This window comes from Actinomadura keratinilytica, assembly GCF_039539665.1.
GTDB classification, from domain to species: Bacteria; Actinomycetota; Actinomycetes; order Streptosporangiales; family Streptosporangiaceae; genus Spirillospora; species Spirillospora keratinilytica.
The window spans coordinates 1-24,145 of the sequence record NZ_BAABDO010000054.1 but is presented as its reverse complement, the minus strand read 5'-3'; the positions used below and the strand labels follow the sequence as shown (position 1 = coordinate 24,145).

The 24,145-nt window shown below is 75.0% G+C and carries 22 protein-coding genes and 1 pseudogene; 10 read left to right on the top strand and 13 right to left on the bottom strand.

What is annotated here, in order from left to right:
• Window positions 1-25: 25 nt before the first annotated feature.
• Window positions 26-1,069: a terpene synthase family protein gene (locus ABD879_RS18070; RefSeq protein WP_345022618.1), complete on the top strand. Its 1,044-nt coding sequence runs from the start codon at window positions 26-28 to the stop codon at window positions 1,067-1,069.
• A gap of 105 nt (window positions 1,070-1,174) precedes the next feature.
• On the top strand, window positions 1,175-2,965 hold the full coding sequence (locus tag ABD879_RS18065) for an NAD+ synthase (protein WP_345022617.1): 1,791 nt from the start codon (window positions 1,175-1,177) through the stop codon (window positions 2,963-2,965).
• A 46-nt stretch (window positions 2,966-3,011) separates the two neighbouring features.
• On the opposite strand, the gene ABD879_RS18060 is transcribed toward ABD879_RS18065, so the two are convergent.
• The 3 genes from ABD879_RS18060 to ABD879_RS18050 all read right to left on the bottom strand — a co-directional run bounded on the left by ABD879_RS18060 (window position 3,012) and on the right by ABD879_RS18050 (window position 7,568).
• The gene (locus ABD879_RS18060) at window positions 3,012-5,120 is read right to left on the bottom strand and encodes a SpoIIE family protein phosphatase (protein ID WP_345022616.1); all 2,109 of its coding nucleotides are present in this window, start codon (window positions 5,118-5,120) and stop codon (window positions 3,012-3,014) included.
• Window positions 5,121-5,283: 163 nt separating this feature from the next.
• Window positions 5,284-5,958, bottom strand: coding sequence for a TetR/AcrR family transcriptional regulator (locus tag ABD879_RS18055; protein WP_345022615.1), 675 nt, complete (start codon window positions 5,956-5,958; stop codon window positions 5,284-5,286).
• Between the two features lie 44 nt (window positions 5,959-6,002).
• A complete protein-coding gene (locus ABD879_RS18050) occupies window positions 6,003-7,568 on the bottom strand; it encodes an MFS transporter (protein ID WP_345022614.1) in 1,566 nt (521 codons plus the stop codon).
• A 230-nt stretch (window positions 7,569-7,798) separates the two neighbouring features.
• Here ABD879_RS18050 and panB point away from each other — a divergent pair, with 230 nt between their 5' ends.
• Entirely contained in the window at window positions 7,799-8,644 is an 846-nt protein-coding gene (panB, locus tag ABD879_RS18045) for a 3-methyl-2-oxobutanoate hydroxymethyltransferase (RefSeq protein ID WP_378272198.1), read from the top strand.
• Window positions 8,645-8,745: 101 nt separating this feature from the next.
• Here panB and npdG read toward each other — a convergent pair whose 3' ends face one another.
• Entirely contained in the window at window positions 8,746-9,435 is a 690-nt protein-coding gene (gene npdG, locus ABD879_RS18040; protein WP_345022613.1) for an NADPH-dependent F420 reductase, read from the bottom strand.
• A gap of 114 nt (window positions 9,436-9,549) precedes the next feature.
• On the opposite strand from npdG, the gene ABD879_RS18035 reads away from it, so the two are divergent.
• A complete protein-coding gene (locus ABD879_RS18035; RefSeq protein WP_378272712.1) occupies window positions 9,550-10,122 on the top strand; it encodes a hypothetical protein in 573 nt (190 codons plus the stop codon).
• 78 nt (window positions 10,123-10,200) lie between these two features.
• Here ABD879_RS18035 and ABD879_RS18030 read toward each other — a convergent pair whose 3' ends face one another.
• Window positions 10,201-10,380, bottom strand: coding sequence for a hypothetical protein (locus ABD879_RS18030; RefSeq protein ID WP_285492408.1), 180 nt, complete (start codon window positions 10,378-10,380; stop codon window positions 10,201-10,203).
• Between the two features lie 92 nt (window positions 10,381-10,472).
• Between ABD879_RS18030 and map the strand changes: the two genes are divergently transcribed.
• From map to ABD879_RS18010, 4 genes are all read left to right on the top strand, one after another.
• Complete coding sequence (map, locus tag ABD879_RS18025) at window positions 10,473-11,324, top strand: type I methionyl aminopeptidase (protein WP_345022610.1); 852 nt, start codon at window positions 10,473-10,475, stop codon at window positions 11,322-11,324.
• A gap of 80 nt (window positions 11,325-11,404) precedes the next feature.
• Entirely contained in the window at window positions 11,405-12,094 is a 690-nt protein-coding gene (locus ABD879_RS18020) for a ComEA family DNA-binding protein (protein WP_345022609.1), read from the top strand.
• Between the two features lie 78 nt (window positions 12,095-12,172).
• A complete protein-coding gene (locus tag ABD879_RS18015; protein WP_345022608.1) occupies window positions 12,173-13,204 on the top strand; it encodes a DNA polymerase ligase N-terminal domain-containing protein in 1,032 nt (343 codons plus the stop codon).
• A 144-nt stretch (window positions 13,205-13,348) separates the two neighbouring features.
• Entirely contained in the window at window positions 13,349-14,062 is a 714-nt protein-coding gene (locus tag ABD879_RS18010) for a metal-dependent hydrolase (RefSeq protein ID WP_345022607.1), read from the top strand.
• A 34-nt stretch (window positions 14,063-14,096) separates the two neighbouring features.
• Here the strand turns inward: ABD879_RS18010 and ABD879_RS18005 are convergent, their stop codons facing one another.
• Complete coding sequence (locus tag ABD879_RS18005) at window positions 14,097-14,576, bottom strand: hypothetical protein (protein ID WP_345022606.1); 480 nt, start codon at window positions 14,574-14,576, stop codon at window positions 14,097-14,099.
• 410 nt (window positions 14,577-14,986) lie between these two features.
• On the opposite strand from ABD879_RS18005, the gene ABD879_RS18000 reads away from it, so the two are divergent.
• Complete coding sequence (locus tag ABD879_RS18000; protein WP_345022605.1) at window positions 14,987-15,232, top strand: hypothetical protein; 246 nt, start codon at window positions 14,987-14,989, stop codon at window positions 15,230-15,232.
• 20 nt (window positions 15,233-15,252) lie between these two features.
• Here the strand turns inward: ABD879_RS18000 and ABD879_RS17995 are convergent, their stop codons facing one another.
• Complete coding sequence (locus ABD879_RS17995) at window positions 15,253-16,344, bottom strand: baeRF3 domain-containing protein (RefSeq protein WP_345022604.1); 1,092 nt, start codon at window positions 16,342-16,344, stop codon at window positions 15,253-15,255.
• A 156-nt stretch (window positions 16,345-16,500) separates the two neighbouring features.
• Between ABD879_RS17995 and ABD879_RS17990 the strand changes: the two genes are divergently transcribed.
• Window positions 16,501-17,568: a S1C family serine protease gene (locus ABD879_RS17990; RefSeq protein ID WP_345022603.1), complete on the top strand. Its 1,068-nt coding sequence runs from the start codon at window positions 16,501-16,503 to the stop codon at window positions 17,566-17,568.
• A 167-nt stretch (window positions 17,569-17,735) separates the two neighbouring features.
• Here the strand turns inward: ABD879_RS17990 and ABD879_RS17985 are convergent, their stop codons facing one another.
• From ABD879_RS17985 to ABD879_RS17960, 6 genes and pseudogenes are all read right to left on the bottom strand, one after another.
• Window positions 17,736-18,284, bottom strand: coding sequence for a retropepsin-like aspartic protease (locus ABD879_RS17985; RefSeq protein ID WP_345022602.1), 549 nt, complete (start codon window positions 18,282-18,284; stop codon window positions 17,736-17,738).
• 127 nt (window positions 18,285-18,411) lie between these two features.
• The gene (locus ABD879_RS17980) at window positions 18,412-19,350 is read right to left on the bottom strand and encodes a TIGR03621 family F420-dependent LLM class oxidoreductase (RefSeq protein ID WP_345022601.1); all 939 of its coding nucleotides are present in this window, start codon (window positions 19,348-19,350) and stop codon (window positions 18,412-18,414) included.
• Window positions 19,351-19,463: 113 nt separating this feature from the next.
• A complete protein-coding gene (locus ABD879_RS17975) occupies window positions 19,464-21,629 on the bottom strand; it encodes a bifunctional copper resistance protein CopD/cytochrome c oxidase assembly protein (protein ID WP_345022600.1) in 2,166 nt (721 codons plus the stop codon).
• On the bottom strand, window positions 21,619-21,945 hold the full coding sequence (locus ABD879_RS17970; protein ID WP_345022599.1) for a hypothetical protein: 327 nt from the start codon (window positions 21,943-21,945) through the stop codon (window positions 21,619-21,621). The genes ABD879_RS17975 and ABD879_RS17970 overlap by 11 nt, the downstream gene beginning before the upstream one ends.
• 77 nt (window positions 21,946-22,022) lie before the next feature.
• Window positions 22,023-23,666 (bottom strand): AMP-binding protein, encoded by a 1,644-nt coding sequence (locus ABD879_RS17965; protein ID WP_345022598.1) that lies wholly within the window; start codon window positions 23,664-23,666, stop codon window positions 22,023-22,025.
• A 46-nt stretch (window positions 23,667-23,712) separates the two neighbouring features.
• Window positions 23,713-24,145, bottom strand: a pseudogene (locus ABD879_RS17960) (hypothetical protein); the annotation flags it as partial.

The following is a 24,145-nucleotide window of genomic DNA, read 5'->3' as shown; positions in this document are numbered from 1 at the left end:
GCTGATCAATAGCGTGGGACCCGTCGTGGACGCATCACTCCTGCTCTCGCTGACCGACCGGGTGGCCGCGCTGGCCACCCCGTCGGCCATGCACCCGGACGCCTGGCCGCTGGGCGAACGGGTGGACGGCTGGGCGCGCGGACGCGGGCTGATCCTGGGCGACCCGGACGGCTCGCCGCTGGGCCGCGGCCGGTTCGAACGGCTGGCCGCCCGCGTGTTCCCCACCGCCGACCTCGACCGGGTCGATCTGTTCGCACGCTGGCTGACCTGGGCGTTCGCCCTGGACGACATGCTCGACCAGGAGCCGCTGGCGGGCAGCGCCACCGCCGTGCACGAGCTGTACGAGGACCTGCTGCGCGCCATGCGGCTCGGGCACGCCCGTCCCGGGGCCCGGCCCCTGGAGACCACGCTGGTCGAGCTGTGGGACGTCACCGCCACCCGGATGGACCGCGAGTGGCGGCGCCGGTTCATGCTGCACATGGAGGCGCACCGCACCGGCTGCGCCCAGGAGGCGGTCAACCGCCGCACCGGCCGGGTGCCGGCCCCGCGCGAGTACGCGGGGCTGCGCCGCCGGGCCGCCGCGCCGTTCCTGTACGACCTGGTCGAGCCGGTGCTGGGCGTGGTGCTGGCGGACCGGCTGACGACCTCGCCGCAGTGGGTGATCCTGTCCGAGGGCGTCGCCGACGTCGTCGCCTGGTCGAACGACATCGCCTCGTTCACCATGGAGGACGCCCGCCGGGACGCGCACAACCTGGTCGCCGTGCTGTGCCGGACGCACGGGTGCGGGCCGCGCGAGGGCGCCGCGCTGGTGCTCGACCGCATCGCCGAGCGGCTGGACGAGGTGCAGGAGGCGATGCGGGCGTTCCCCGCCACCATGGACCGCCTCGAACTGCCCCCGGAGCAGCGCCAGACGGCCCTGCAGATCGCGCGGGTGCTGCTGGGCGTCCCGCGCGCGCACATGGACTGGCTCACCGAGTCGGGCCGCTACAACGCCTCCGCCGACGCGGTGGCGACCGCGTCGGGGCGGCGTCCGCCCCGCCTGGACACCCTGTCGCACCTGCGCCCCTGACCGCCGGCGGCCGGACGCCGCACCGCCCGGCCGCGAGCGTTCTTTTCGTCACAATGACGAAACCGGGGCTCGTGCCGCGCTCCCTCCCCGGCTTACCCTGTGGACGTGGCACAGCTCCGGATAGCGCTCGCGCAGGTGAACCCGACGGTCGGCGACCTGGACGGCAACGCCGACCTGATCGTGGAGTGGACGCGGCGCGCCGCCGACGCGGGCGCGCACGTGGTGGTCTTCCCCGAGATGGCGCTCACCGGCTACCCGGTCGAGGACTTGGCGCTGCGCCAGTCGTTCGTGGACGCCTCGCGGCGCGCGCTCGACCGCACCGCCCGCCGGCTCGCCGACGAGGGCCTCGGCCACCTGCCCGTCGTCGCCGGCTACCTGGACCGCACCGACGGCCCCGTGCGCGCCGGGCGGCCCCTCCCCTCGTCCTACAACGCGGTGGCGTGGCTGCACGACGGCGGCGTGCTGACCCGGTCGGCCAAGCACCACCTGCCCAACTACGGGGTCTTCGACGAGTACCGCTACTTCGCGCGCGGCGACCGGCTGCCGGTCGTCCGCCTGCACGGGGTGGACGTCGCCACCGTCATCTGCGAGGACCTGTGGCAGGACGGCGGCCCGGTCGGCGTCACCCGCGCCGCCCGCGCGGGCCTGCTGCTGGTGGTCAACGCCTCCCCCTACGAGCGCAGCAAGGACGACGTGCGGCTCGACCTGTGCGCCCGGCGCGCCCGCGAGGCGGGCTGCTGCCTGGCGTACGTCAACATGGTCGGCGGCCAGGACGAGCTGGTGTTCGACGGCGACTCGGTGATCGTCGGCGCCGACGGCGGGCTGCTGGCGCGCGCCCCGCAGTTCGCCGAGCACCTGCTGGTGGCCGACCTGGACCTGCCCGAGGCCGACCCGTCCGAGGGGGCGGGCAGCCGGCCGGTGGACGCCGGCGACGGCACCGCCATCACCGTCGAGCGGCGGATCCTGTCCGCCACGCCCGTGCCCGCCTACGCGGCGGCCCCGCCGGAGCGCGCCGAACCGCTGGACGACCTGGGCGAGGTGTACGCGGCGCTGGTGCTCGGCACGCGCGACTACGTCCGCAAGAACGGCTTCCGCTCGGTGATCCTCGGGCTGTCCGGCGGCATCGACTCGGCCCTGGTCGCCACGATCGCCGCCGACGCCATCGGCCCGAACAACGTGCACGTGGTGCTGCTGCCCAGCCGCTACTCCTCCGAGCACTCGGTCACCGACGCCGAGGAGCTGGTCAAGCGGCAGGGGCTGAACTCGCGGATCGTGCCGATCCGCGGCATGGTCGACGCGTTCGAGGCCGAGCTGGACCTGCACGGGCTGGCCGCCGAGAACCTGCAGGCCCGCATCCGCGCCAACGTCTGGATGGCGCTGTCCAACGAGTCCGGCCACCTGGTGCTGACCGGCGGCAACAAGAGCGAGCTGGCCACCGGCTACTCCACCCTGTACGGCGACTCCGCGGGCGGCTTCGGCCCGATCAAGGACGTCACCAAGACGATGGTGTGGCAGCTGGCGCGCTGGCGCAACGGCCGCGTCGGGCAGGGCTCGCCGTTCTGGCGGGCGCTGGACGTCGAGCCGATCCCCGAGGAGATCATCCTCAAGGAGCCGTCGGCCGAGCTGCGCCCCGGCCAGCGCGACACCGACTCGCTGCCGCCCTACGACATCCTGGACCCGCTGCTGGTCGACTACGTCGAGCACGACCTCGGCCGCGACGCGCTGATCGCCGCGGGCCACGACCCCGAGCTGGTGGAGCGGGTGATCCGGCTGGTGGACCTGGCCGAGTACAAGCGGCGCCAGTACCCGCCCGGCCCCAAGATCACCCCGAAGAACTTCGGCCGGGACCGGCGGCTGCCCATCACCAACCGCTGGCGCGAGCCCTCCGTCCGCTAGCCCCCGGAGCCTGCTTCCGGGGCCGGCCCCTGCCCGGCGGAGGGCCTCACTCCTTGTGGTGGTTCTCGCCGGGCCAGGTGTCGACGGTCTCGGACGGGTCCGGGTCGACGCCGGGGACGGTCTGCTCGCACCACACGACCTTGCCCGCGGCGGTGCGGCGCGAGCCCCAGCGGTGCGCGAGCTGGCTGACGACCAGCAGGCCGCGTCCGTTCTCGTCGTCGTCGGCGGCGTGCCGCAGTCGCGGCAGCGCGGCGGACCGGTCCATGACCTCGACGACGAGGGTGCGCTCCAGCAGCAGCCGCAGCTCGATCGGGCTCTCGCTGCGGGTGTACCGCTGCGCGTTGGTGATCAGCTCGGACGCCAGCAGCTCGGTGGTGTAGGACAGCTCCTCCAGGCCCCAGTCCTCCAGCCGGCGGCGCACCAGGCCGCGGGCGCGGCGCACGGCGGCCGGGTCGTGCGGCAGGGTCCAGGAGGCGCACCGCTCCGGCGGCAGGCGCCGCAGCCGGGCGATCAGCACCGCGATGTCGTCGCGGTGGTGGTCGGCGTACACGCCCGCCAGCGTCGCCTTGGCCAGGTCCTCCATGGGGCGTTCGACGGTGCCGGAGCCGAACACGCCGCGCAGCCGGGCCAGGCCGTCGTCGATGTCGGTGCCGCGGTTCTCCACCAGGCCGTCGGTGTAGATGACGAAGACGCTGCCGTCCTCGACGGTGAACTCGCGGCTTTCGATGGTGGCGCCGCCGGACACCCCGAGCGGCGGGGCGGGCGGCACCTGGAGGTACTCGCTGCTGCCGTCGGGGCGGGCCAGCAGCGGCGGCAGGTGCCCGGCCGAGGCGATCTCGATGGTGCCGGTGGTGGCGTCGTACACCGCGTACACGCAGGTGGCGAAGTGCGGCTCCTGCTCGCCGAGCTCGATCATCAGCTCGTGCATGACGTGCAGCGCGTCGGCGGGCGGCAGCTCCAGGTTGGCCAGCGTGTGCAGGGCGGTGCGCAGCCGCCCCATGGTGACCGCGGCGCGCACGCCGTGCCCGGCCACGTCCCCGACGATCAGCGCGACCCGCGCCCCGGGCAGCGCGATCGACTCGTACCAGTCGCCGCCGACCTCGACGAGCTTGCTGCCGGGCAGGTAGCGGTGGCGCACCTCGACCGACGACGGCGCCGACAGCCGGTTGGGCAGCAGCGAGCGCTGCAGCGCCAGCGCGGTGGCGCGCTCGCGGCTGTAGCGGCGCGCGTTGTCGATGACGATGGCGGCGCGGGAGGCGAACTCCATGCCGATCTCGACGTCGTAGGCGTCGAACCGGCGGAACCCGGGCACGCGGGTGCAGGCGATGAAGCCCAGCAGGGTGTCGTGCGCCACCAGCGGCAGCAGCACCATCGACACGTTGGTGAGCAGCTCGCCCACCGGGCCGCGCCGCCAGCGGCGCGCGATGTCGTGTGCGGTCTGGGCGTCCACCAGCGGCAGGTGCACCGGCCGCATGGTCTGCAGGACCTGCCGGTACGGGGTGCCCTCCGGGTACACCAGCACCTCGCCGACCGGAAAGGTCGCCGTCCACCCCGGGTTGTCGTCGTCGGAGGTGACGGCGATGCGGCGCAGCACGGCCGCGCCCGTCTCCTCGTGCACCTCGTCGGCGGCGACCAGGCTCTCCAGCACCAGCACCGAGGCGGTGGTGCAGTAGTGCGGGACGATCACGTCGACCAGCCCGCGGGCGGCCTGGTCGAGGTCGAGGGAGGCGCCGAACCGGGCCAGCGGGTCGTCCATCAGCGCGCGCCGCATCAGCGCCGGGTCCTGGTAGCGCTCGCTGGGCGGCAGCGCCACCCGCACGAACAGCAGCCCGGCCGGGACGCCCGGCGAGCCGTCGCCGACCAGCGGCTGGGCGGTCACCACCGCGTCGGTGGTGGTGCCGTCGGCGCGCCGCATCGTCAGCGCCTTGCTGCGTTCGTGGCCGGTGGCCAGCCCCTCCAGCAGGATCTCCAGGTCGGCCTTGGCCTCGTCGACCACCAGCTCGGCGGCCGACCGCCCGATGAGCTCGGCCGGAGCGCGGCCGAGGACGGACGCGGCGTTGGGCCCGCACTGCACGACGCGCCGTGCGGCGTCCACCCCGAGCACCAGGGTGCGCGACGCCGTGTCGGCCGCCGTCGCATCGCCTTGCGGCGCCATCACCGATCTCACCTGACGCGCTCCAGACAGCCGTCGGCCTACCTCTCCCCAGCGCCAGTATGGAGCATCGGACGGGACGGAGGGGAGAAGATCACGCTTACCGCGCCGAAAACGGACGCGGGCGCGGGCGCGGCGCGCCCGCGGACGCCTGTGCCGGGACACGTCAGGACGCACCCGCGGCGACGCCGCGCAGCAGCGTGTCGACGACCGCGTCGGGGAAGTCGTCCGGCTGCCGCTCCGTGGGGAAACGCCCGGTCAGCGACCCGATCAGCATGGTCACGGCCGCCTCCACGTCCACGTCGGGCCGCACCTCGCCGGTGCGCACGCCGCGGCGCAGCACGTCCCGGAACACCTCGCGGCGGGGCTCGATGACGTCCTGCCGGTAGCGGGCGTACAGCTCGGGGTGCTTCTCGGCGGCGCCGACCACGTTCCAGAAGCACTGGATCCGCTTGCGGGCCCGCTCGGAGCGCAGCCCGCGGGCCAGCGTCAGCAGGTCCTCGCGGACCGAGGCGCCGGACGGCTGCGGCAGCGGGCCCTTCAGGGTGGCCAGCGCCTGCACGATCAGCGCCTCCTTGTTGGGCCAGCGCCGGTAGATCGTGGTCTTGCCGACGCCGGCGCGGGCGGCGACCGCCTCGATGGAGACGCCGGCCACGCCGGACTCCTCGGCCAGCAGGTCGAGCACGGCGTCGATGATCGCCTTCTCGGCGCGCTCGCTGCGCGGCCGCCCGGGCGCGCGGACGCCGTCGCGCGCGGCGGGGTCGCCGGGCCCGGGTGCGCCGGTGCACAGGGCACCGGCGCCGGGCTCAGCGGGGGTGGGATGCTGCGTCGTCTCGGTCATCTCTGGCCACGTTACTCATAGCGCGGCAGGAGTCATACCCGGAGTCATACCTGCGCCGCCTCCCGCTCCTGCGGCGTCCCGGCGGCGGTCCCGCCGGCGGCCGGGGCGCGGCCGGGCATCCAGCGCAGCACCACCATGGCGGCGAGGAAGGCGATCACCGCCGCCGCGACCGACGCGGCGTGCATGCCGTGCACGAACGCGGCGTTGGCCGGGCCGATCAGGCCCTCCCCGGCGGGGCCGAGCCGCTCGGCGACCGCGTGGGCGCCCTCGATGGACTGCCCGGCCGCCTCGCGGACGCCGGCCGGCAGCGCGGCCAGCCGGTCGGCCAGGTCGCCGCGGTAGACGGAGGCGACCACCGAGCCGAGCACGGCGACGCCGAGCGCGACGGCGACCTGCCGGGCGGTGTTGTTGAGGGCCGATCCGGCGCCCGCCTTCTCCCGGGGCAGCGCCGACATGACCGACTCGGTCGCCGGCGGCATGACGTTGGCCATGCCCGCGCCCTGCACGAAGAACACCACGCACATGATCCACAGCGGGGTGTGCTCGCCGACGAACCGGTAGGAGAACAGGGCGGCCGACACCAGCAGCAGGCCGGAGGTGCACACCGCCTTGGCGCCGAAGCGGCGCACCATGGCGGCGCTGCGCGGCGAGAAGATCAGCTGCGCGGCGGCGAACGGCAGGACCATCAGGCCGGACTGCAGCGCGGTCAGGCCGCGCACCGACTGCATGTAGAAGTTGCCGAAGAAGAACACGCCGGTGGCGGCGAAGAAGCACAGCGCGATCGCGGCGACCGCCGCCGACAGCCGCGGGTCGCGGAACAGCCGCACGTCGAAGGCGGGGTGGTCGGTGCGGGCCTCGTGCCAGGCGAACAGGGCCAGCACGGCGGCGCCGCCGGCGATCGGCGCCAGCACGCCGGGGGTGAGCCAGTCGCCGGTGTCGCCGCCGTGGATGATGCCGTACGCCAGGGCGACCAGGCCGACGATGGACAGCAGCACGCCGAGCGGGTCGAACCGCCCCGGCCGCGGGTTGCGCGACTCGGGGACGAGCAGGGCGATCAGCGCGATGCCGGCGATGATGACGGGGACGTTGATGAAGAACACCGAGCCCCACCAGAAGCGCGACAGCAGCAGGCCGCCGGTGACCGGGCCGATGGCCACGGCGAGGCCGACGGCGCCCGCCCAGATGCCGATGGCGCGGGCCCGCTCCTGGGGTTCGAAGACGTTGGTGATGATGGACAGGGTCTGCGGCATGACCGCGGCGCCGCCCAGGCCCATCAGGGCGCGGGCCCAGATCAGCTGGTCGGGGGTCTGGGCGTAGGCCGACAGCAGCGAGGCGACGCCGAAGACCGCCAGGCCGCCGACCAGGACGCGCTTGCGGCCGGCTCGGTCGCCGAGCACGCCGAAGGTGAACAGCAGGCCGGCGAACACCAGCGTGTAGGAGTTGATCGCCCACTCCAGCTGGCTCTGGGTGGCGCCCAGGCCCTGCTCGGGGTCGGCGATGGTCTTCAGTGCGACGTTGAGGATGGTGTTGTCGAGCACCACCACCAGAAGGCTGACGGTGAGCACGGCGAGGATGTACCAGCGCCGGCGGTGCACTTGCTGCGGATCCAACTCGCTCCTTAGCGGGGGGAATGCTTCTGCGATACGTCTGCGTTTCGTAATGAGCGTACGGCGGGAGCGATCGATACGCAACCGTATCGTTTCGTAATCCGCGTCACCCGTGCAGCCGGGAGCACCCCGGTGGGAGCGGAATCTCGGGGCTACCCGAATCGTTGTGGCGGTGGAATCATCGGATTCGTCCGGGTACGCCACCGTGGCGCCTCGAGACGAGGAGGTACATCGTGTCTTCGACGTCCGCCGCCCAGCCCACCGCTCTCTACGGGGGCAAGGGAGACCGCAGGGTCACCGTCCGCGACATCGCCGCCGCCAAGCAGCGCCGCGAGAAGTGGCCCATGCTCACCGCCTACGACGCGCTGACGGCGCGGGTGTTCGACGAGGCCGGGATCCCGGTGCTGCTCGTCGGCGACTCGGCCGCCATGGTCGTGTACGGCTACGACTCCACGATCCCGGTGACCGTGGACGACCTCATCCCGCTGGCCGCCGCCGTCGTACGCGGCTCCAAGCGCGCGATGGTGGTCGCCGACCTGCCGTTCGGCTCCTACCAGGCCGACGTGCCCGAGGCGCTGGCCGCGGCCACCCGCTTCCTGAAGGAGAGCGGCGTGCAGGCGGTCAAGGTGGAGGGCGGCCGCCGCATCCTGCCGCAGGTCGAGGCCCTGGTCGCCGCCGGCATCCCGGTGATGGCGCACCTGGGGCTGACCCCGCAGTCGGTGAACGTCTTCGGCGGCTACCGGGTGCAGGGCCGCGGCCAGGCGGGCGAGGAGCTGATCGCCGACGCCAAGGCGCTGGAGGCGGCGGGCGCGTTCTCGGTGGTGCTGGAGTGCGTCCCCGAGGAGCTGGCCGCCCGCGTCACCGAGTCGCTGTCCATCCCCACCATCGGCATCGGCGCCGGCGACCACACCGACGCGCAGGTGCTGGTGTGGCAGGACATGGCGGGGCTGACGCCGCGCACCGCCAAGTTCGTCAAGAAGTACGCCGACCTGCGGACGGTGCTCGGCGACGCGGCCCGCACGTACGCCGAGGAGGTCGTCGGCGGCGTGTTCCCGGCGCCCGAGCACGCCTACCACTGACCGTCCACCGGTCGGCCCGTCGTTCCGCGTCCCCGGCGGGGCGGTCCGCACCGGGCGGGCCGCCCCCGTCCGCGGGCGCGGCGGGCCGGGGCTCCGCCGCGTCAGACGTCGGTGATGCGCAGGCCCGCGTGCGCCTTGTAGCGGCGGTTGATGGAGATCAGGTTGGCGGTGAACGCCTCGACCTGGTGGGCGTTGCGCAGCCGCCCGCCGTACACGCCGCGCATGCCCGGGATGCGTCCCGCCAGGGCCTGCACCAGGTCGGTGGCCTCCCGGTCGTCGCCGAGCACCAGCACGTCCAGATCCATCTCGTCGACGTCGGGGTCCAGCAGCAGCTTGGCCGACACGTGGTGGAACGCCGCCACCACCCGGCTGCCGGGCAGCACGGCGGCGGCCTGCTCGGCGGCGCTGCCCTCCTCGACCGGCAGCGCGAACGCGCCGCGCTTGTCGAAGCCCAGCGGGTTGACGCAGTCCACGACGATCTTGCCGTCCAGCTCGGCGCGCAACGACTCCAGGAGGGCCTTGTGCCCGTCCCACGGCACCGCGACGATCACCACGTCGGCCTCCCCGGCGGCGACCGGGTTCTCCGCGCCCCGCACCGGCAGGTCCGCGCCCAGGTCCGCGGCGGCGTCCCGGGCCCGGTCCGCCTTCCGCGACCCGATGATCACCTGGTGCCCGGCCAGCGCGAACCGGCGCGCCAGCCCCTTGCCCTGGTCACCGGTGCCGCCCAGGATGCCGATGGACAGCCCGCTGACGTCGGGCAGGTCGTAGGGGGTCTTCCGCTGCTCTGTCATGGGGCCGAGTCTGCCAAACCGGTCCGCGCCCCGATCCTCCGGCATCCCGGGAAAGCCGGAGGGCAGGGTGTGCTTTGCGGCACCATAAAGGTCGTGGACGCCGAGCGGGTGACGATGTTGCGCGAGGTGCTCGCGGCGACGGGGTGGCTGGAGCGCACCGGTGAGCTGGGCCGGGCGCTGCGGGTGAGCGCGCGCACCCCGGGCGGGCTGCTGCTGGTGGGAACGCCCGGCGAGGATCCCTGGCATCTGGCCGCCCACCTCGACGACGAGAGCAGGCTGAGCCGGCTGCCCGCCCTGTCCCCCACGCTGGTGCGCTGGTCGCCCCCGCCGGACGCGCCCCCGCATCTGCGGGTGGGGCTGGAGCGGCTGGAGGCGGCGCGGCGCGGCGAGACGCTGTTCGTGGTCGCCGAGCAGGACGCGCCGGCGCCGCTGCTGGAACGGGTCGACGACGCCCGCCGCACCGGCGCGACGATCCTGGCCCTGGAGGGCGGCGACCGGGAGCTGCGGGGGCTGGCGCACGAGGCGCTGACCGTCCCGCCGGGCGACGCGGTGCTGTCGTTCGACGGCGCGCAGCATCTGGTCAGCGCGGCGGCCGGGCAGGAGCCGGCGCCGCGCCCGGGCGGCCTCGGGCTGCGCCGCCGCCTGGCCCGCCTGCTGGAGACGGTCAGCGGCCCGACCGTGGACTAGCCCGGTGCCGCCCGCCGGAACCCGCCGCGCCCGGAAACAGCGCGCAAGGAGCACGCCGCGCCCGGGACGCGCCGCCGGTCAGTCCTCGTCGTCGTCCTGGCGGCGCCACGCCTCGTTGCGTTCGCGGGCCAGCTGGAGCGCACCCGCCGCCGCCGACTCGGAGGGGTAGGGCCCCATGCGGTCCTTGCCGGCGCAGCCGGGGCCGTGCTCGACCTTCAGATGCTTCAGGCAGAACCACCAGTCGCCGTCGTCGCTCATCGCGTCCTCCGCTCCCGCACGGCCGATCACGCACGGCCGCTCACGCGCGCGCCTGAAATCGTCCCCCGATCCGGGTTACTACACTCCCAGACATGACGACCCAACTCCTGCGGCCCGGCCGTGTCTCGCCGATGCGCAAGGTCCCCGCACACATCCCGCGCCCGGAGTACGTGGGAAAGAAGCGCCCGAAGACCGGTGAGCCCGACGTCAAGACGCCCGAGACGATCGAGAAGATGCGGGTGGCCGGGCGGATCGCGGCGCAGGCGCTGGAGGAGGTCGGCCGGCACGTCCGCCCCGGCATCACCACCGACGAGCTGGACCGCATCGGGCACGAGTTCCTGCTCGACCACGGCGCCTACCCCTCCACCCTGGGCTACCGCGGGTTCCCCAAGTCGCTGTGCACCTCGATCAACGAGGTGATCTGCCACGGCATCCCCGACGACACGGTGCTGCGCGACGGCGACATCATCAACATCGACATCACCGCCTACATCGACGGCGTGCACGGCGACACCGACGCCACCTACCTGTGCGGCGAGGTCGACGAGGAGTCGCGGCTGCTGGTGGAGCGCACCCGCGAGGCGATGATGCGCGGCATCCGCGCGGTCGCGCCGGGCCGGGCCATCAACGTGATCGGCCGGGTGATCGAGTCGTACGCCAAGCGGTTCGGCTACGGGGTGGTGCGCGACTTCACCGGGCACGGCATCGGCACCACGTTCCACTCCGGCCTGGTGATCCCGCACTACGACGACCCGGCGGCCACCACCGTGATGCAGCCGGGCATGACGTTCACCATCGAGCCGATGCTGACGCTGGGCACCCACGAGTACGACATCTGGAAGGACGGCTGGACGGTCGTCACCAAGGACCGCAAGCGCACCGCCCAGTTCGAGCACACCATCGTGGTGACCGAAGACGGCCACGAGATCCTGACCCTTCCCTGACCGTTCCGCGCCCCTGCCCCCGGGTAAGAAAAGGGATCTAGAGCACACAAGCCGCCAACCGGCTCCGGGAGAGCAGCTCGATGAACGCCCCAGCGCCGTATCCGCCGCCCCGGGTCCCGTCCGACAGCATGCCGCCGGGCCGGGCCGCGCTGAGCGTGACGTGGGCGGCGCTGCCGTTCCTGAGCCTGGGCTACCTGACGCCGTTCACCTTCGCGGGGGCGGCGCTGTGGCGGCGCAACACCCACCTGGTGGTGGCCGCGCTGGTGTACGCGGCGGTCTTCGTGGCGCAGGTGGTGCTCCTGGGCGACGCCGAGGAGGGGGGCTCCGCCCGGCTCCTGGGCGTGCTGACCTTCGTCCAGGCGGTCGTGGGGTGCGGGCACGCGTTCCTGGTGCGCCGCCGGGTGTTCGACCCGCACGGCCTGTCGGGGGTCGACAACGAGGCCGCCATCGAGCGGGTGCGGCGCTCCCGGGCGCTGCGGCGGAAGGCCCGCCAGCTGGCCGCCAGCGACCCGGGCCTGGCCCGCGAGCTGCGCATCGGCCGCCCCGACCTGCCGCGCGAGTACAACGACGGCGGGCTGATCGACGTCAACCACGCCCCGGCGGAGGTGCTGACGCAGCTGCCCGGCGTCACCCCGCAGCTGGCCGCGCGGATCGTCCGGGTGCGGGAGGAGACCGGCGGGTTCATGTCCGCCGAGGAGCTGTCGGCGCTGGCCGGGCTGCCCCCGGCGCTCACCGCCGAGATGGCCGAGCACGCGGTGTTCATCCGGTGACCCGTTCATCCGGTGCCCCCGCGCCGCGGCCGGCCCGCCGTCCGGTGAGGCCGGTCGCGGCGGGGTAGACCGTCCAGCATGGCGGCACGTGACAGGGACACGGCACGCGACGGCGGCGCCGGCCGGCTCGCCGAGTACCGGCGCAGGCGCGACCCCCGCAGGACCCCTGAGCCGGTGCCGGACGACGGGCCGCTCCCCCGGGGCGACGACGACACCTTCGTCGTCCAGGAGCACCACGCCCGCAGCCTGCACTGGGACCTGCGGCTGGAACGCGGCGGCGTCCTGGTGTCGTGGGCGGTGCCCAAGGGCATCCCGGCCGACCCCGGCACCGACCGCCTGGCCGTGCACACCGAGGACCACCCGCTGGAGTACGCCGGGTTCCACGGGGAGATCCCCGAAGGCGAGTACGGCGCCGGCACGATGACGATCTGGGACCGCGGCACGTACGAGACCGAGAAGTGGTCCGACCGCGAGGTCAAGGTGGTGCTGCACGGCGCGCGCGTGTCCGGCCGGTACGTGCTGTTCCGCACCCGCGGCGAGAACTGGATGATCCACCGGATGGACCCGCCCGCCGACCCCGGCGCCGAGCCGCTGCCGGAATCGCTGCGGCCGATGGAGGCCGCGGGCCGCGTCCGGCTGCCGCGCGACCAGGACGCCTACGGCTTCGAGTTCGCCTGGGGCGGGCGGCGCCTGCTCGCCTACGTCGAGGGCGGCCGCACCCGCTTCACCGACGGGCGGGGCCGCGCGGTCGGCGGCCCGGCGGGCCTGGGCGGGCCGCTGGGCAGGGCGATGGGCGCGCGTCCGGTCCTGCTCGACGGCGAGCTGGCGGCGCTGGAGGGCCGCGAGACGTACCTGATCTTCGACGTGCTGCACCTGGACGGGCGGCCGCTGCTGGACGAGCCGTACCGGCGGCGCCGCCGCACGCTCGACGGCCTGGGGCTGAACGGCCCGCGCTGGCGGACCGCCCCGTGGTTCCCCGGCGACGGCGACGCCGTGCTGGCCGCCGCCCGCGCGCAGGGCCTGCCGGGGGTGCTGGCCAAGCGCCTGGACGCCCCGTACGAGCCGGGCGGGCGGAACGACGCCTGGCGGCTCGTCCCCGCCCGGCGGTGAACCTTTCGGCCGGCGACCGCATCGAAGCGGGCGAGGGCCGGTCTCTCACCGCGCCGTCGGCGCGTCGCCGCCGCCGGCGCGCCGCGGCGGGCTAGAGTCCCGCCCGGGTGCGAATCGGGCGGAAGGGCGGTAGATCACAACATGATGGGGCAGACGCATGCCCTCTCCGGTGCGCTGGTGTGGCTGGGGGCGGTGCCCCTGCTCGGCCAGGAGCGGCTGCTGGGCGAGCACGCGATCACGCTGTCGCCCGCGCAGCTGCTGGCGGGCGCGGTGGTGTGCGCGGGCGCGGCGCTGCTGCCCGACATCGACCACCACAACGGCCGCATCGCCAACACCTACGGCCCCATCACCAAGGACATGTGCAAGTGGATCGGCAAGCTCGCCGGCGGGCACCGGCAGGCCACCCACTCGATCGTGTTCGCCGTCCTGATGGGCCTGGCGATGGACTGGCTGGCCACCGAGTTCGTGTACGGCTGGTGGGCGGCGCTGTTCGTCATCGTCGGGTTCGGGCTGCGCGGCATCGGCCTGGACTTCGAGGGCCGGGAGCCGCAGTCCGCGCTGGCCGACTGCGCGGTCGCGGCGCTGGCCGTCTACCTCATGCACGACCTGGACATGAGCTTCGTCGGCTTCGCCGTGGCGCTGGGCTGCCTGGCGCACGTGGCGGGCGACTGCCTGACGCCGCGCGGCTGCCCGGTGTTCTGGCCGATGAGGTGGCGGGTGGAGATCCCGGTGATCCCGCGCACCGACGGCAAGGTGGAGCGCTGGGTGGTCATGCCGCTGCTGACGCTCGGCGTGGCGATCCTGACGATGCGGTCGGTGCTCGGCGAGATCGCCGCCCGCTGGCTCACCGAGGGCTGACGGCGCTCGCGTCCGGCGCCCCGGGCGCCGGCCCTCATGGCAGCGGCGTGTGCCTCGTCGGCCCGTCAGGCAGCAGGTCGCGGAAGTCCGCGCATCTGATGAGCCCCCGCTCGCGGCCCGAGCCGTCCGGCGCTCCGGCGGCGCCCTCGGCCGGGGCCGCGCCCGTCAGGCGCACCCCGCTGACGCCCGGGACCGTCTCGGCGGTGCAGGCGACCTGGGCGAGCGCCGGACGGCTCCAGGTGGGCGCCCGGTCTCCCGTCGCCTTGGCGCCCCGGGCGGCCACGTTGACGTGCAGTTCGGTGGAGCCCCGCCGCGCGGCGGCCGGCCCGTCGTGCACGGGGGCTGGCCGCAGCTCCAGCCGCGGCACGGCGTTGCGCAGCCCGCGGCGCCGCTCGGCCGCTGTGGGCTCGCCGCCGAGCTGCGTCACGCCGTGGTAGGGGTGGCCGGGCAGTCCGGGACGCACCACCGGCACCAGGCGGTCGTTCCGGTCGGCCAGGTACACCGTCACCTTCACGCCGTCGGCCGGGATGAGGGGCCCGCCTTCCGCCCGGACGGTGCCGGTCGGGCCGATGCCGCAGCCGGCGAGGACGAGCGCGAGCGCAGCGGCCGGGGCCGCGCGGGCGGGCCTGTGGGTGACGGGCTATGCGGGTGAGCGGCTGCGCACCCACACGTTCATCGGGTTCGGCTTCCCCGAGGCCTCGTTCCTGACGTTCGACCGCGGCGCGCTGCACCTGTGGGAGGCGACACTGGCGGCGCTGGGCCTGCTCCTGCTGCTGGTGGCGCTGGCACGCGTGCGGGCGGCGGCCCTCGCCGCCGGGTTGCTCGCGGTGAACTCGGCCGCCATGACCTTCATCATGGGGCCGAGCCCCCAGCGCGCCGCCCTGCCGCCCCCCGTTCCCCGGCGAGCGGACCGGCGGCGTCGCCGTGGACAGGGCGGTCCCCTGGCAGGTGCGGACGAAGCTGCTCTTCACGGTGTCGTGGACGCGGGTGGGCGGCATCGACGTCCGCAGCGAGCAGCCCGCCCCCGGCGTGTGCACCGTGGTGGTGGTCCGCCCCAAGGGAACCCCCGTCGACGCCACCTGGCCGGGGCACCCCGCCGGATGGCGCGCCTACCCGGGGCGCGCCTGGACGCCGGAATGGGCGGCCTGGCGCGGCCCCGGCTGCCGGTGAGGCGCGGCGCCCGGGGGCGCCTAGAAGCGGGTGACGAGGGCGATGCGGTCGTGGTCGACGAGGAAGCCGTCGGAGACGAACGTGACCTCGCCCCCGTATTCGAGGGTGGTCTCGATGACGTTGTCGACCACGTCGTCCACGACGTCCGCGCCGCGCAGCACCCCGGGCACGCCCTCGAACGGCACCAGCTCCTCGCCGCTGCGCACCGCCGGGGCGTAGTAGCCGCGCTCGACGATCAGGTGCTCGCCGCGCCCCTCCTCGACCAGGCGCACCACCTCGTCCAGCCCGGCGGCGTAGCGGTGCAGGCGGCGCGCGGTCTCCAGCTCGGCCAGCACCGCCACCTCGCGCAGGTCCTCGTAGGCGTCCAGCACCGGGCGCGCCAGCCGCGCCAGCGTGCTCGGCGGCGTGGTCTCGTGGCTGCCGTCGATGCGGCCCGCCACCGTCACCCGCGTCCCGGCCAGCTCGTCGAACAGCGCCTGCTGCCGGACGACGCCCGCGACGACCACGGGGCGGCGGTCGCGGGCCAGCACGGCCTCCAGCCGGGCCACGACCTCGCGCAGGTACTGGCGGTGGCGCTCGTCCTCGTCGTGCAGGCCCCACGGCGACTGGCGGCCGGCGCGCTCCTCGTCGACCGGTTCGGGCGTCGCCGGGAACCCGTGCCGGACGACCTCGGTCAGCTCGCCGCCGTGCCCGTCCCACAGCCGCGTCTCGTGGTCCGACAGCGCCAGCAGCCAGTACCGGGACGTCCGGGAGCAGGCGGCGACCAGGTCGCGGGTGGCGAACGTGGTGTCGACGACCACGCGCTGCTCCACCGGCTGGTCGACGGCGAAGGCGTGGTGCTCGCCGCCCGGCGCGGCGAACAGCGCCAGGCCCTCGGCGTGGGCCGGGTCGGCCGCGGCGGCGGCCCGTTCCAGGTTGTGCATCACCTCGTCGGCGACGTCGGGACCGACCCGCGGGTCGGAGTGCAGCCGCCGCCGCGCCTCGGCGAGCAGGTTGCGCAGGCGGATGGGTTCCTGACGGCGGCGCGGCGCGCGGCGCTCGGTCGGCAGCAGCACCGACACGGCCGGGTAGGTGCGCGGTTTACGCAGTTCGGAGAGTGTGGCGGCGTCCATGATCCCCCGATCGGATGTCCGTTTCTCTTTTCTAACGAAAGCCGGGTAAAGGCTGTGCAAGACCTTGGCGAGGATCGCCACCGGGCCGTGCCCGGCACGCCCGGGGCGCCCGCCGGTCCGCGGGTCGAGGCCCCGCCGGCGGGGACAATCGCGGGCATGAGGTTCCTCCGGACAGGGGCCCGGGCGGGCGCCGCCGCGCTGCTGGCGGGCGCCCTGCTGCTGGGCGGATGCACGGGCGGCGACGACTCCACCGGGGCGCGCCGCGCGGCGGACACGGCGTCCGTCGCGGTCGGACCCGCGGCGTCGTCGCTGGAGCAGCAGTTCGAGAAGGTGGTCGCGAAGGTGCTGCCGTCGGTGGTGCAGATCCGCACCGACCAGAGCGTGGGGTCGGGTGTCGTGTTCGACGGCGACGGCAACATCGTCACCAACGCCCACGTCGTCGCGGGCGCGCAGAGGATCGAGGTGATCGCGGCCAGCGGGGGCCGGCCGCTGCCCGCCGCGCTGGTGGGCGAGTACGCCCCCGACGACCTGGCCGTGGTGCGGGTCGACGGCGCCGGGCTGCGGCCCGCCGCCTTCGGCGACTCGGCCAAGCTGCGGACGGGGCAGATCGTGCTGGCCATGGGCAACCCGCTGGGGCTGTCCGGCAGCGTCACCAACGGGATCGTCTCCGCGCTGGGCCGCACCGTGACCACCCGGCGCGAGGGCGCCTTCCCCGGCGCGACGATCGCCAACGCCATCCAGACCAGCGCGCCGATCAACCCCGGCAACAGCGGCGGCGCCCTGGTCACGCTGAACGGCGAGGTGATCGGCATCCCCACCGCCGCCGCGTCCGACCCGCAGATCGGCGGCACGGCCGCCGGCATCGGCTTCGCCACCCCGAGCGGCACGGTCCGCACGATCGTCCCGCAGCTGATCAAGGAGGGGCGGGTGCGCCGGTCCGGCCGGGCCGCGCTGGGCGTGTCGATCCAGACGGTCATCAGCGGCGGCGATCCGCGGCAGACGGCCGTGGGCGTGGTGGAGGTGACGCCCGGCGGCCCGGCCGACAAGGCGGGCATCCGGCCGGGCGATTCGATCCGCGCGGTGAACGGCACGCCCACGCCCAACACCAGCGCGCTGGCCGAGGTGCTGGCCGGGCTGCGTCCGGGCGACACCGCCCAGGTGCGGATCACCACGGCGGAGGGCGCCGACCGCACCGTCGAGGTGACGCTCGGGCAGCTCCCCTGACGGCCGCGGCGGCTCATCGCGGGGCGGCCGTGGCGGCGGGCAGGCGGTCCGCGCCCGCCGCCCCGGGTCGGGATGGTGGCCATCTGGTCCTCCCGTCGGTGCCGGAAGCCCGATCGCGGGCCGTGCCGTCCGCCGCGCGCCGCATCCCGGCGGCCCCGGGCCCGCCGTCACCCGCCGTGCAGCACCAGCCGCGCCCGGGCGTAGTCGACGGTGATCACGCCGAAGCGGCGCAGCTCGTCCGAGCCGAGCAGGCCCGCCACCCGGTCGTCGCCGACGTCGGTGACGACCAGCGACCGGCCGCGCAGCGGCCGCCCGCCGACCCGCCAGTCGCGGACCCGCACCAGCGGCGCGACCGTGCTGCCGCCCACGCCGCGCACGCGGGCGCTCTCCCCGGTGCCGGGCAGGCCGATCCGGTCCACCAGGCGGCGGTCCACCGAGGAGGAGGACGCCCCGGTGTCCAGGATGAAGTCATAGGGGCCGAACCCGTTGACGGTGACGGGGACGAGCACGATGGTCGCGCCGTCCCGGGTGAGGATCCGCAGCGGCACGGTCGTGGCCTGCGGCGCGGGGCGGGCGGTGGGGCGCACGTCGGCCGGCGCCTGGGTGGACCGGGCCGCCGGGACGACCTGTGCGTTCTCCATGCACGCCGGCGCCCACGCGACCACCGCGCCCGCCATCACCGGCGCGACCACCGACGCGATCCGCTGCCTCCACATCCGCGCCCCCCGTCACCGACATACGGGATGAGCGCGGCCATTCCCGGATAGCCCACGATCTAACTTCTCCCAGGTCGGGCCCCGGCCGCCGGACCGGATCCGGCGCGGCCGCGCCCCGGCCCCCGCGTCACCCGAGCCGTTCGATCACCGGGGCGAAGGCGTCGACGAAGGGGGCGTGCACCGCGACGTAGGTGAAGCCGTAGCGCTCGCGGCGCTCCCGCAGCTGCTCGGCCATCTGCTCGACGGTGCCGAACAGCAGGAAGGGGCAGTCCAGCACCTGCTCGGGGGTGAGGTAGGGCATCCGCTCGGCGGCGAGGCGCTCGGCGAAGGCGCGCCGGTCCCGGGTGACCTCCACATGCTGGATCAGGACGTTCAGCTCCAGCTCGGCGAAGCGGTCGCCGGCCCGCTCCCGCACGAACCGCACGCGGTCGTCGGCCTGCTCGGCGCTGCCGAGCAGGAACGTGCCCGGCGGCCGCCCCGGCGCCTGGCGGACCCCGGCGATGCCGACGATGTCGGCGTGCCGGGCGGCCTGCTCCAGGACGCGGTCGCCGGTGCCGCCGATCAGCAGCGGCGGGCCGGACCCGCCGAAGCCGCTGTGCTGCACCGGCGCCAGCACCGACAGGCCGTGGGCCGCCTCGCGGTCGGCGCGTTCGGCGTAGCCGGGCTCGGCGAAGAGGCCGCGCAGTTCCGCCACGAGGGCGGCCATGCGGTCCGCCCGGGCGCCGAACGGCTCCCACGGGATGCCCGCGGCGTCGAACTCCCATTTCATGTGGCCCGCGCCGAGGCCCAGCTCGACCCGCCCGCCGGTGAGCCGGTCGGCCGTGGCGACCTCCCGCGCCAGCAGGTGGGCGTTCCAGAAGGCGGCGTTGAGCACCAGGGCGCCGACGCGCAGCCGCTCGGTGGCGTCCGCGGCGGCGACCATGGCGGGGAACGGCGCCGGGCCGCCGAGGTGGTCGGGCAGCAGGGCGATGTCGTACCCCTGCGCCTCGGCCCGGCGGCACCGCCGGACGAACGAGTCCCGGTCCGCCACGTCGAAGAAGTTGAACCCGAATCGGAAGCCGCGCATGGCGATCACTCCACCACATTCGGCCACGAAATGTACAGAACGTACGCTCACGGCCGAACGCGGAGGTCATCCGCGCCCGGGATCCGGCCGGGGCCGCGGCGCCCGGGCCGCCGTCACCCCGCGGAGCCGTCGCCCTCCCCTGCGCGGGTGAGGTCCGGGCCGTCGGCCTTGTCGGCCGGGCGGGGGCGCCGGGCCCGCCGGTCGCGTTCGGCCAGCTTGGCGAGGCGGGCGTTGTAGGCGGCCAGCTCGTCGTCCTCGGCCGCCTCCGTCTCGCCCCGCGCGGCGCGCTCGGCGGTGCGCTCGGCGGCGCGGTCGGCCCTGCGGTCCATCCGCCGGGCCTGCCGCTGGTCGTCGAAGAACCACTGGAACGCCAGGAACACCAGCACGATGAAGGTGGGCACCTCGCCGAAGCCCCAGGCGATGGCGCCGCCGGTGTGCTGGTCCTTCAGCAGCGAGGTGGCCCACGACGGGTAGACGGCGTTGTACCAGCCGCGCGCCAGCGGCTCGCCCAGGTTCATCAGCGCCAGGCCGAAGAACGCGTGGAACGGCATGGTGACGAACAGCAGCAGCAGGCGCCCCGGGTAGGGCAGCCGCCGGGGGGCCGGATCGACGCCGATCAGCACCCAGAAGAACAGCGACCCGGCCGCCAGGAAGTGCACGGTCATCGCGATGTGCCCGAGGTGGTTGCGCATCGCGGCCTGGAACAGCGGCGTGAAGTACAGCGCGAACGTGCTCGCCACGAAGATCACGGTGGCGACGCCCGGGTGCGTGACGACGGAGATGTAGCGGCTGTGCAGCAGGGCCGTCAGCCACTCGCGCGGGCCCCGGTCGCCGCGCACGCGCGCGGGCGGCAGGGCGCGCAGCGCCAGGGTGACGGGCGCCGCGGCCACCAGGAAGATCGGCGTCAGCATGGACAGCACCATGTGCTCGGCCATGTGCACGCTGAACATCACCGGGGCGTACCGGGCGACGCCGGTCTGGGTGACGGCGACGATCGTGAGCAGCCCGAACAGCCACGAGACGGTGCGCAGGACCGGCCAGGAGTCGCCGCGGCGGCGCAGCCGCACCACGCCCGCCAGGTACAGGCCGCCGAGCACGACCACCAGCGCGGCGAAGAACAGGTCGAACGTCCACAGCGCGGCCAGCCGGCCGACGGTGATCGGCGGCGGGACCGGGAAGCCGAGCAGCACCTCGGCGGGCGTCTGGTCGGTGGCCGGGGCGGGCGGCGCGGTGCGGGCCAGCGCCACGGCCAGGCCCATGGTGGCGGCCATGACGGCGGTCTCGACGCCGGCCAGCCGGATCAGCGCCCAGGGCCTGCCGTCGGCGACGGCGGGGACGGTGCGGCGGCGGTGCCACCAGCCGAACCAGCCGAGCGCGGCGAACGCGACGATCTTGCCGAGGGCCAGTCGGCCGTAGTCGGTGCTGACCAGCTCGGCCGGGTCGGGCAGCCGGGCGATGACGTTCACCAGGCCGCTGGCGCCGACGGCGACGTAGCACCACAGCGCCATGCGGCTGAACCGGTCGGCCATGACGTCCAGCCGCGCGCGCCGGGTCAGCCCGTGCGCGACCAGCATGGCCAGGCCGCCCACCCAGGGCGCGGCCGCGGCGACGTGCAGGGCGACGCCGGTGACGGCGACCGAGTGGTTGGCGGCCGAGGCGGAGTGGCCGGTCAGCGGGGGCGGCAGCAGCGCGATGCCGGCGACCGCCAGCAGGCCGACCGTCGCCGCTGGCGTGGTGGTGGTGCGGGCCAGCAGCGCGACCACCACCGCCAGCAGCACCACCAGCATGAGCGCGGTGCCCTGCGGCAGCTGGCCGACGTAGTTGCTCAGCTCGCTGCCGGTGAGGATCTGCCCGACCGGCTGGCCGAGCACGTCGGCGACGGTGAACACGAGCGTGGCCGCCGCGGCGGCGGCCCACGCGGCGGCCGCCCAGGACGCGGCGCGCAGGTAGGCGAGGGAGTCACCCGTCAGGCGCGGCGCCTCCTTGCCCTTGCCGCCCTGCAGGGGCAGCAGCGCGACGGCGGCCAGCAGCGCGCCGACGGTCAGCGCCGCGCCGAGGTTCATCGCCAGCCGCGAGACGGGCAGGCCCCAGCGGGTCAGCGCGCCCGCGTCGGTCAGCCCGGGGATGACCTTCTCCGCGGCGGCACCGCCGAGGACCAGGCCCGCCGCGAGGACGGCGAAGCCCGCGGCCAGCGCCACCGCGCCGACGCGCAGGACGGCCGCCGTGCCGCCGCCGGCCGGCGTCCCGGTGTCCTTGGTCGCCGTGTCCCTAGTCGCCACCGCCCACCGCTCCGTTGTCCCGGGTCTTCGCGACCCCGCCGCGTTCCCGGCCCTGCCGGTCGCGTTCCGCCGCGCGCTTGGCGCGGAACACCATCGCCATGCCGATGCCGATCCCCACGACCAGCCCGATGAGGATCATGAGCCACGGGATGCCGCCCTCCGCGCCGTCGTTCTGCGCGTACGGGACCGCGCCGCGGCCGGGCGGCAGGGTGTGGGCGGACGCGGGCGTCGCGGGCAGCCCCGCGAACGCCAACGCCAGGGCCGTGCCGGCGCCCAGCAGGCGGCGCGGCACGGGACGCAGCATGTCGATGTTCATGGGCGGCCGGGATTCTCCAGAGTCGGTACGGGGCCTGCATCAACCCTACTGAGGGTCTCCCGTTGCCGTGCCGGGGGTCAAAGTGCGGTGAGCACGTGGGTGCGGCCGTGCGCGGCGAACTCGGCGCGCAGTGCCGCGGCGTCCGCCCGGTCCAGGGGCCGGTAGGCCGGGTCCCGGCCGGGGCGCCACCAGACCGGGTCGCCGGTCTGCCAGTGCGCGCGGCGCAGCGGGCGCTTGTCGACCTTGCCGGTGGCGGTGAGCGGCATGGACCGCACCAGGCGGACGAACCGCGGCGCCCACTTGGTTCCCAGGTCGGGCTGCGCGGTCAGGAAGGCGGCGAACGCCTCCGGGTCGAACGGCCGGCCGTCCAGTTCCAGGGCCGCCATCACCTGGTCGCCGGTGCGGGGGTCGGGCACCGGGTAGACCGCGCACATCACGACCGGGTCCCAGCGGGACAGGATGCGCTCGACGGGCGCGGCGGCGAAGTTCTCGCTGTCCACGCGGAGCCGGTCGGTGCCGCGCCCGGCGAAGTAGAAGTGGCCTGCGGCGTCGCGGTAGCCGAGGTCGCCGCTCCAGTAGGCGCCGTCGCGGACGCGCTCGGCGTCGGCGTCCGGGTCGTTGTAGTAGCCCTCGAACGCGGCGCCGGCGTCCAGCCCGACGATCTCGCCGATGGCCTCGTCGGGGTTGAGCAGCGCGCCGTCGGGGCCGAAGCGGGCGCGCGGGCACTCGGCGCCGGTGCCGGGGTCCAGGATCGCGACCCGGCGGCCGGGGTGGGGGACGCCGAGCGCGTCGGGCGGGGTGTCCGGGGTCCGGTGCAGGGAGACGGCGCCCTCGCTGGACCCGTACCCCTCGATGACGCGGCAGCCGAAGCGCTCGGCGAACCGGGCCATGTCGCGGGCGGACGCCTCGGTGCCGAACGCGGTCTGCAGCGGGTTGTCGGCGTCGTCGGGCCGCTCGGGGGTGGCCAGGACGTAGGCCAGGGCGCGGCCGACGTAGTTGAAATAGGTGACGCCGTAGCGGCGCACGTCGCCCAGGAACCCGGAGGCGGAGAAGCGGCGGCGCAGCGCGATGGCGGCGCCGGCGTGCGCGGCCATCGCCACGTTCGCCATGATCGCGTTGCCGTGGAACAGCGGCATCGCGCAGTAGGCGACCGAGTCGCGGTGCAGGCCCATCATGGCGGACCGCCGCGCGATGTCGGCGAGCCTGCCCTGGCTGCAGATCACCGCCTTGGGCCTGCCGGTGGAGCCGGACGTGAACAGCAGCAGGAGCCGGTCGTCCGGTGCGGCGTCGGCGGGGTCGGGGGCGCCGTCGGGGAGCGCGGCCGCGTAGGCGTCGTCGTCCACGCGGAGGGTCGGGCCGGTGCGGTGGCCGTCCAGGAGGCGGGCGTGGGCGGAGTCGGTGACGATCAGGTCGCAGTCGGTGTGGCGGATGTCGGCGGCCAGTTCGGCGCCGCGCCGGGTGGGATTGACGCCGACGAGCGTCGCGCCCGCGAGCGCGGCGGCGCCGAGCCAGAACACGTATTCGGGCACGTTGTCCAGCAGCACGCCCACGTGGGGCGGGCGGTCGCCCGGGCCCGGGCGCAGCTCGCGCAGCATCCGCGCCCGGGCCGCGGCGGCGCGCACGGTCTCGGCCCAGGTGTACGACTCGTCCTCGAAGAGCAGGCCGGCGCGGTGGTCGCCGGCGCGGTCCAGCAGCAGTTCCGCGAACGTCGCCCTCGCCACGCCGCGAGCGTGTCACCCAAGCGTACGCTTGGTCAAGAGCGTGGTCTCACCCGCAGTCGCAGCAGCAGCAGTCGCAGCCGTCGCAGTTGCAGTCGCAGTCGCAGTTGTCGCAGTGCCGCGTGCACCAGCACCGGTCGGAGCAGTCCTTGCCGCGGTACTTGCTCCATTTCGGCTGGTAGAGCCCGCAGGTGAGGCACACCAGCGTGCCGGTGAAGCACGGGATGGGGAATCCGGGGCGCTGGGGGCGCCCCTTGCCGAACATGCCGCCGAACATGTCCCCGCCGAAGTTCCCGCCTCCGCCGATCGGCGGGTAGTCGCCACCGCCGCCGTGTCCACTACCGCCGTGTCCGCCGCCGCCGTGTCCGCCGGCGCCGCGACCGCCGTGGGGCGGCGGGGGCGGGTAGCCGCCCTGCGGCGGGTAGGGGCCCTGCGGGGGATACGGCCCCTGCGGGACGTGCCCGCCCGGCGGGTAGGCGTTG

Bases quoted from the DNA above. Each gene is read 5' to 3' on its own strand.
- ABD879_RS17970 (WP_345022599.1), bottom strand. From the start codon at position 21,945: ATGAACATCGACATGCTGCGTCCCGTGCCGCGCCGCCTGCTGGGCGCC.
- npdG (WP_345022613.1), bottom strand. From the start codon at position 9,435: ATGACAGAGCAGCGGAAGACCCCCTACGACCTGCCCGACGTCAGCGGG.
- ABD879_RS17990 (WP_345022603.1), top strand. From the start codon at position 16,501: ATGAGGTTCCTCCGGACAGGGGCCCGGGCGGGCGCCGCCGCGCTGCTG.
- map (WP_345022610.1), top strand. From the start codon at position 10,473: ATGACGACCCAACTCCTGCGGCCCGGCCGTGTCTCGCCGATGCGCAAG.
- ABD879_RS18010 (WP_345022607.1), top strand. From the start codon at position 13,349: ATGGGGCAGACGCATGCCCTCTCCGGTGCGCTGGTGTGGCTGGGGGCG.
- ABD879_RS17985 (WP_345022602.1), bottom strand. From the start codon at position 18,284: ATGTGGAGGCAGCGGATCGCGTCGGTGGTCGCGCCGGTGATGGCGGGC.
- ABD879_RS18030 (WP_285492408.1), bottom strand. From the start codon at position 10,380: ATGAGCGACGACGGCGACTGGTGGTTCTGCCTGAAGCATCTGAAGGTC.
- ABD879_RS18035 (WP_378272712.1), top strand. From the start codon at position 9,550: ATGTTGCGCGAGGTGCTCGCGGCGACGGGGTGGCTGGAGCGCACCGGT.
- ABD879_RS18055 (WP_345022615.1), bottom strand. From the start codon at position 5,958: ATGACCGAGACGACGCAGCATCCCACCCCCGCTGAGCCCGGCGCCGGT.
- ABD879_RS17980 (WP_345022601.1), bottom strand. From the start codon at position 19,350: ATGCGCGGCTTCCGATTCGGGTTCAACTTCTTCGACGTGGCGGACCGG.
- ABD879_RS17995 (WP_345022604.1), bottom strand. From the start codon at position 16,344: ATGGACGCCGCCACACTCTCCGAACTGCGTAAACCGCGCACCTACCCG.
- ABD879_RS18060 (WP_345022616.1), bottom strand. From the start codon at position 5,120: ATGGCGCCGCAAGGCGATGCGACGGCGGCCGACACGGCGTCGCGCACC.
- ABD879_RS18020 (WP_345022609.1), top strand. From the start codon at position 11,405: ATGAACGCCCCAGCGCCGTATCCGCCGCCCCGGGTCCCGTCCGACAGC.
- ABD879_RS18015 (WP_345022608.1), top strand. From the start codon at position 12,173: ATGGCGGCACGTGACAGGGACACGGCACGCGACGGCGGCGCCGGCCGG.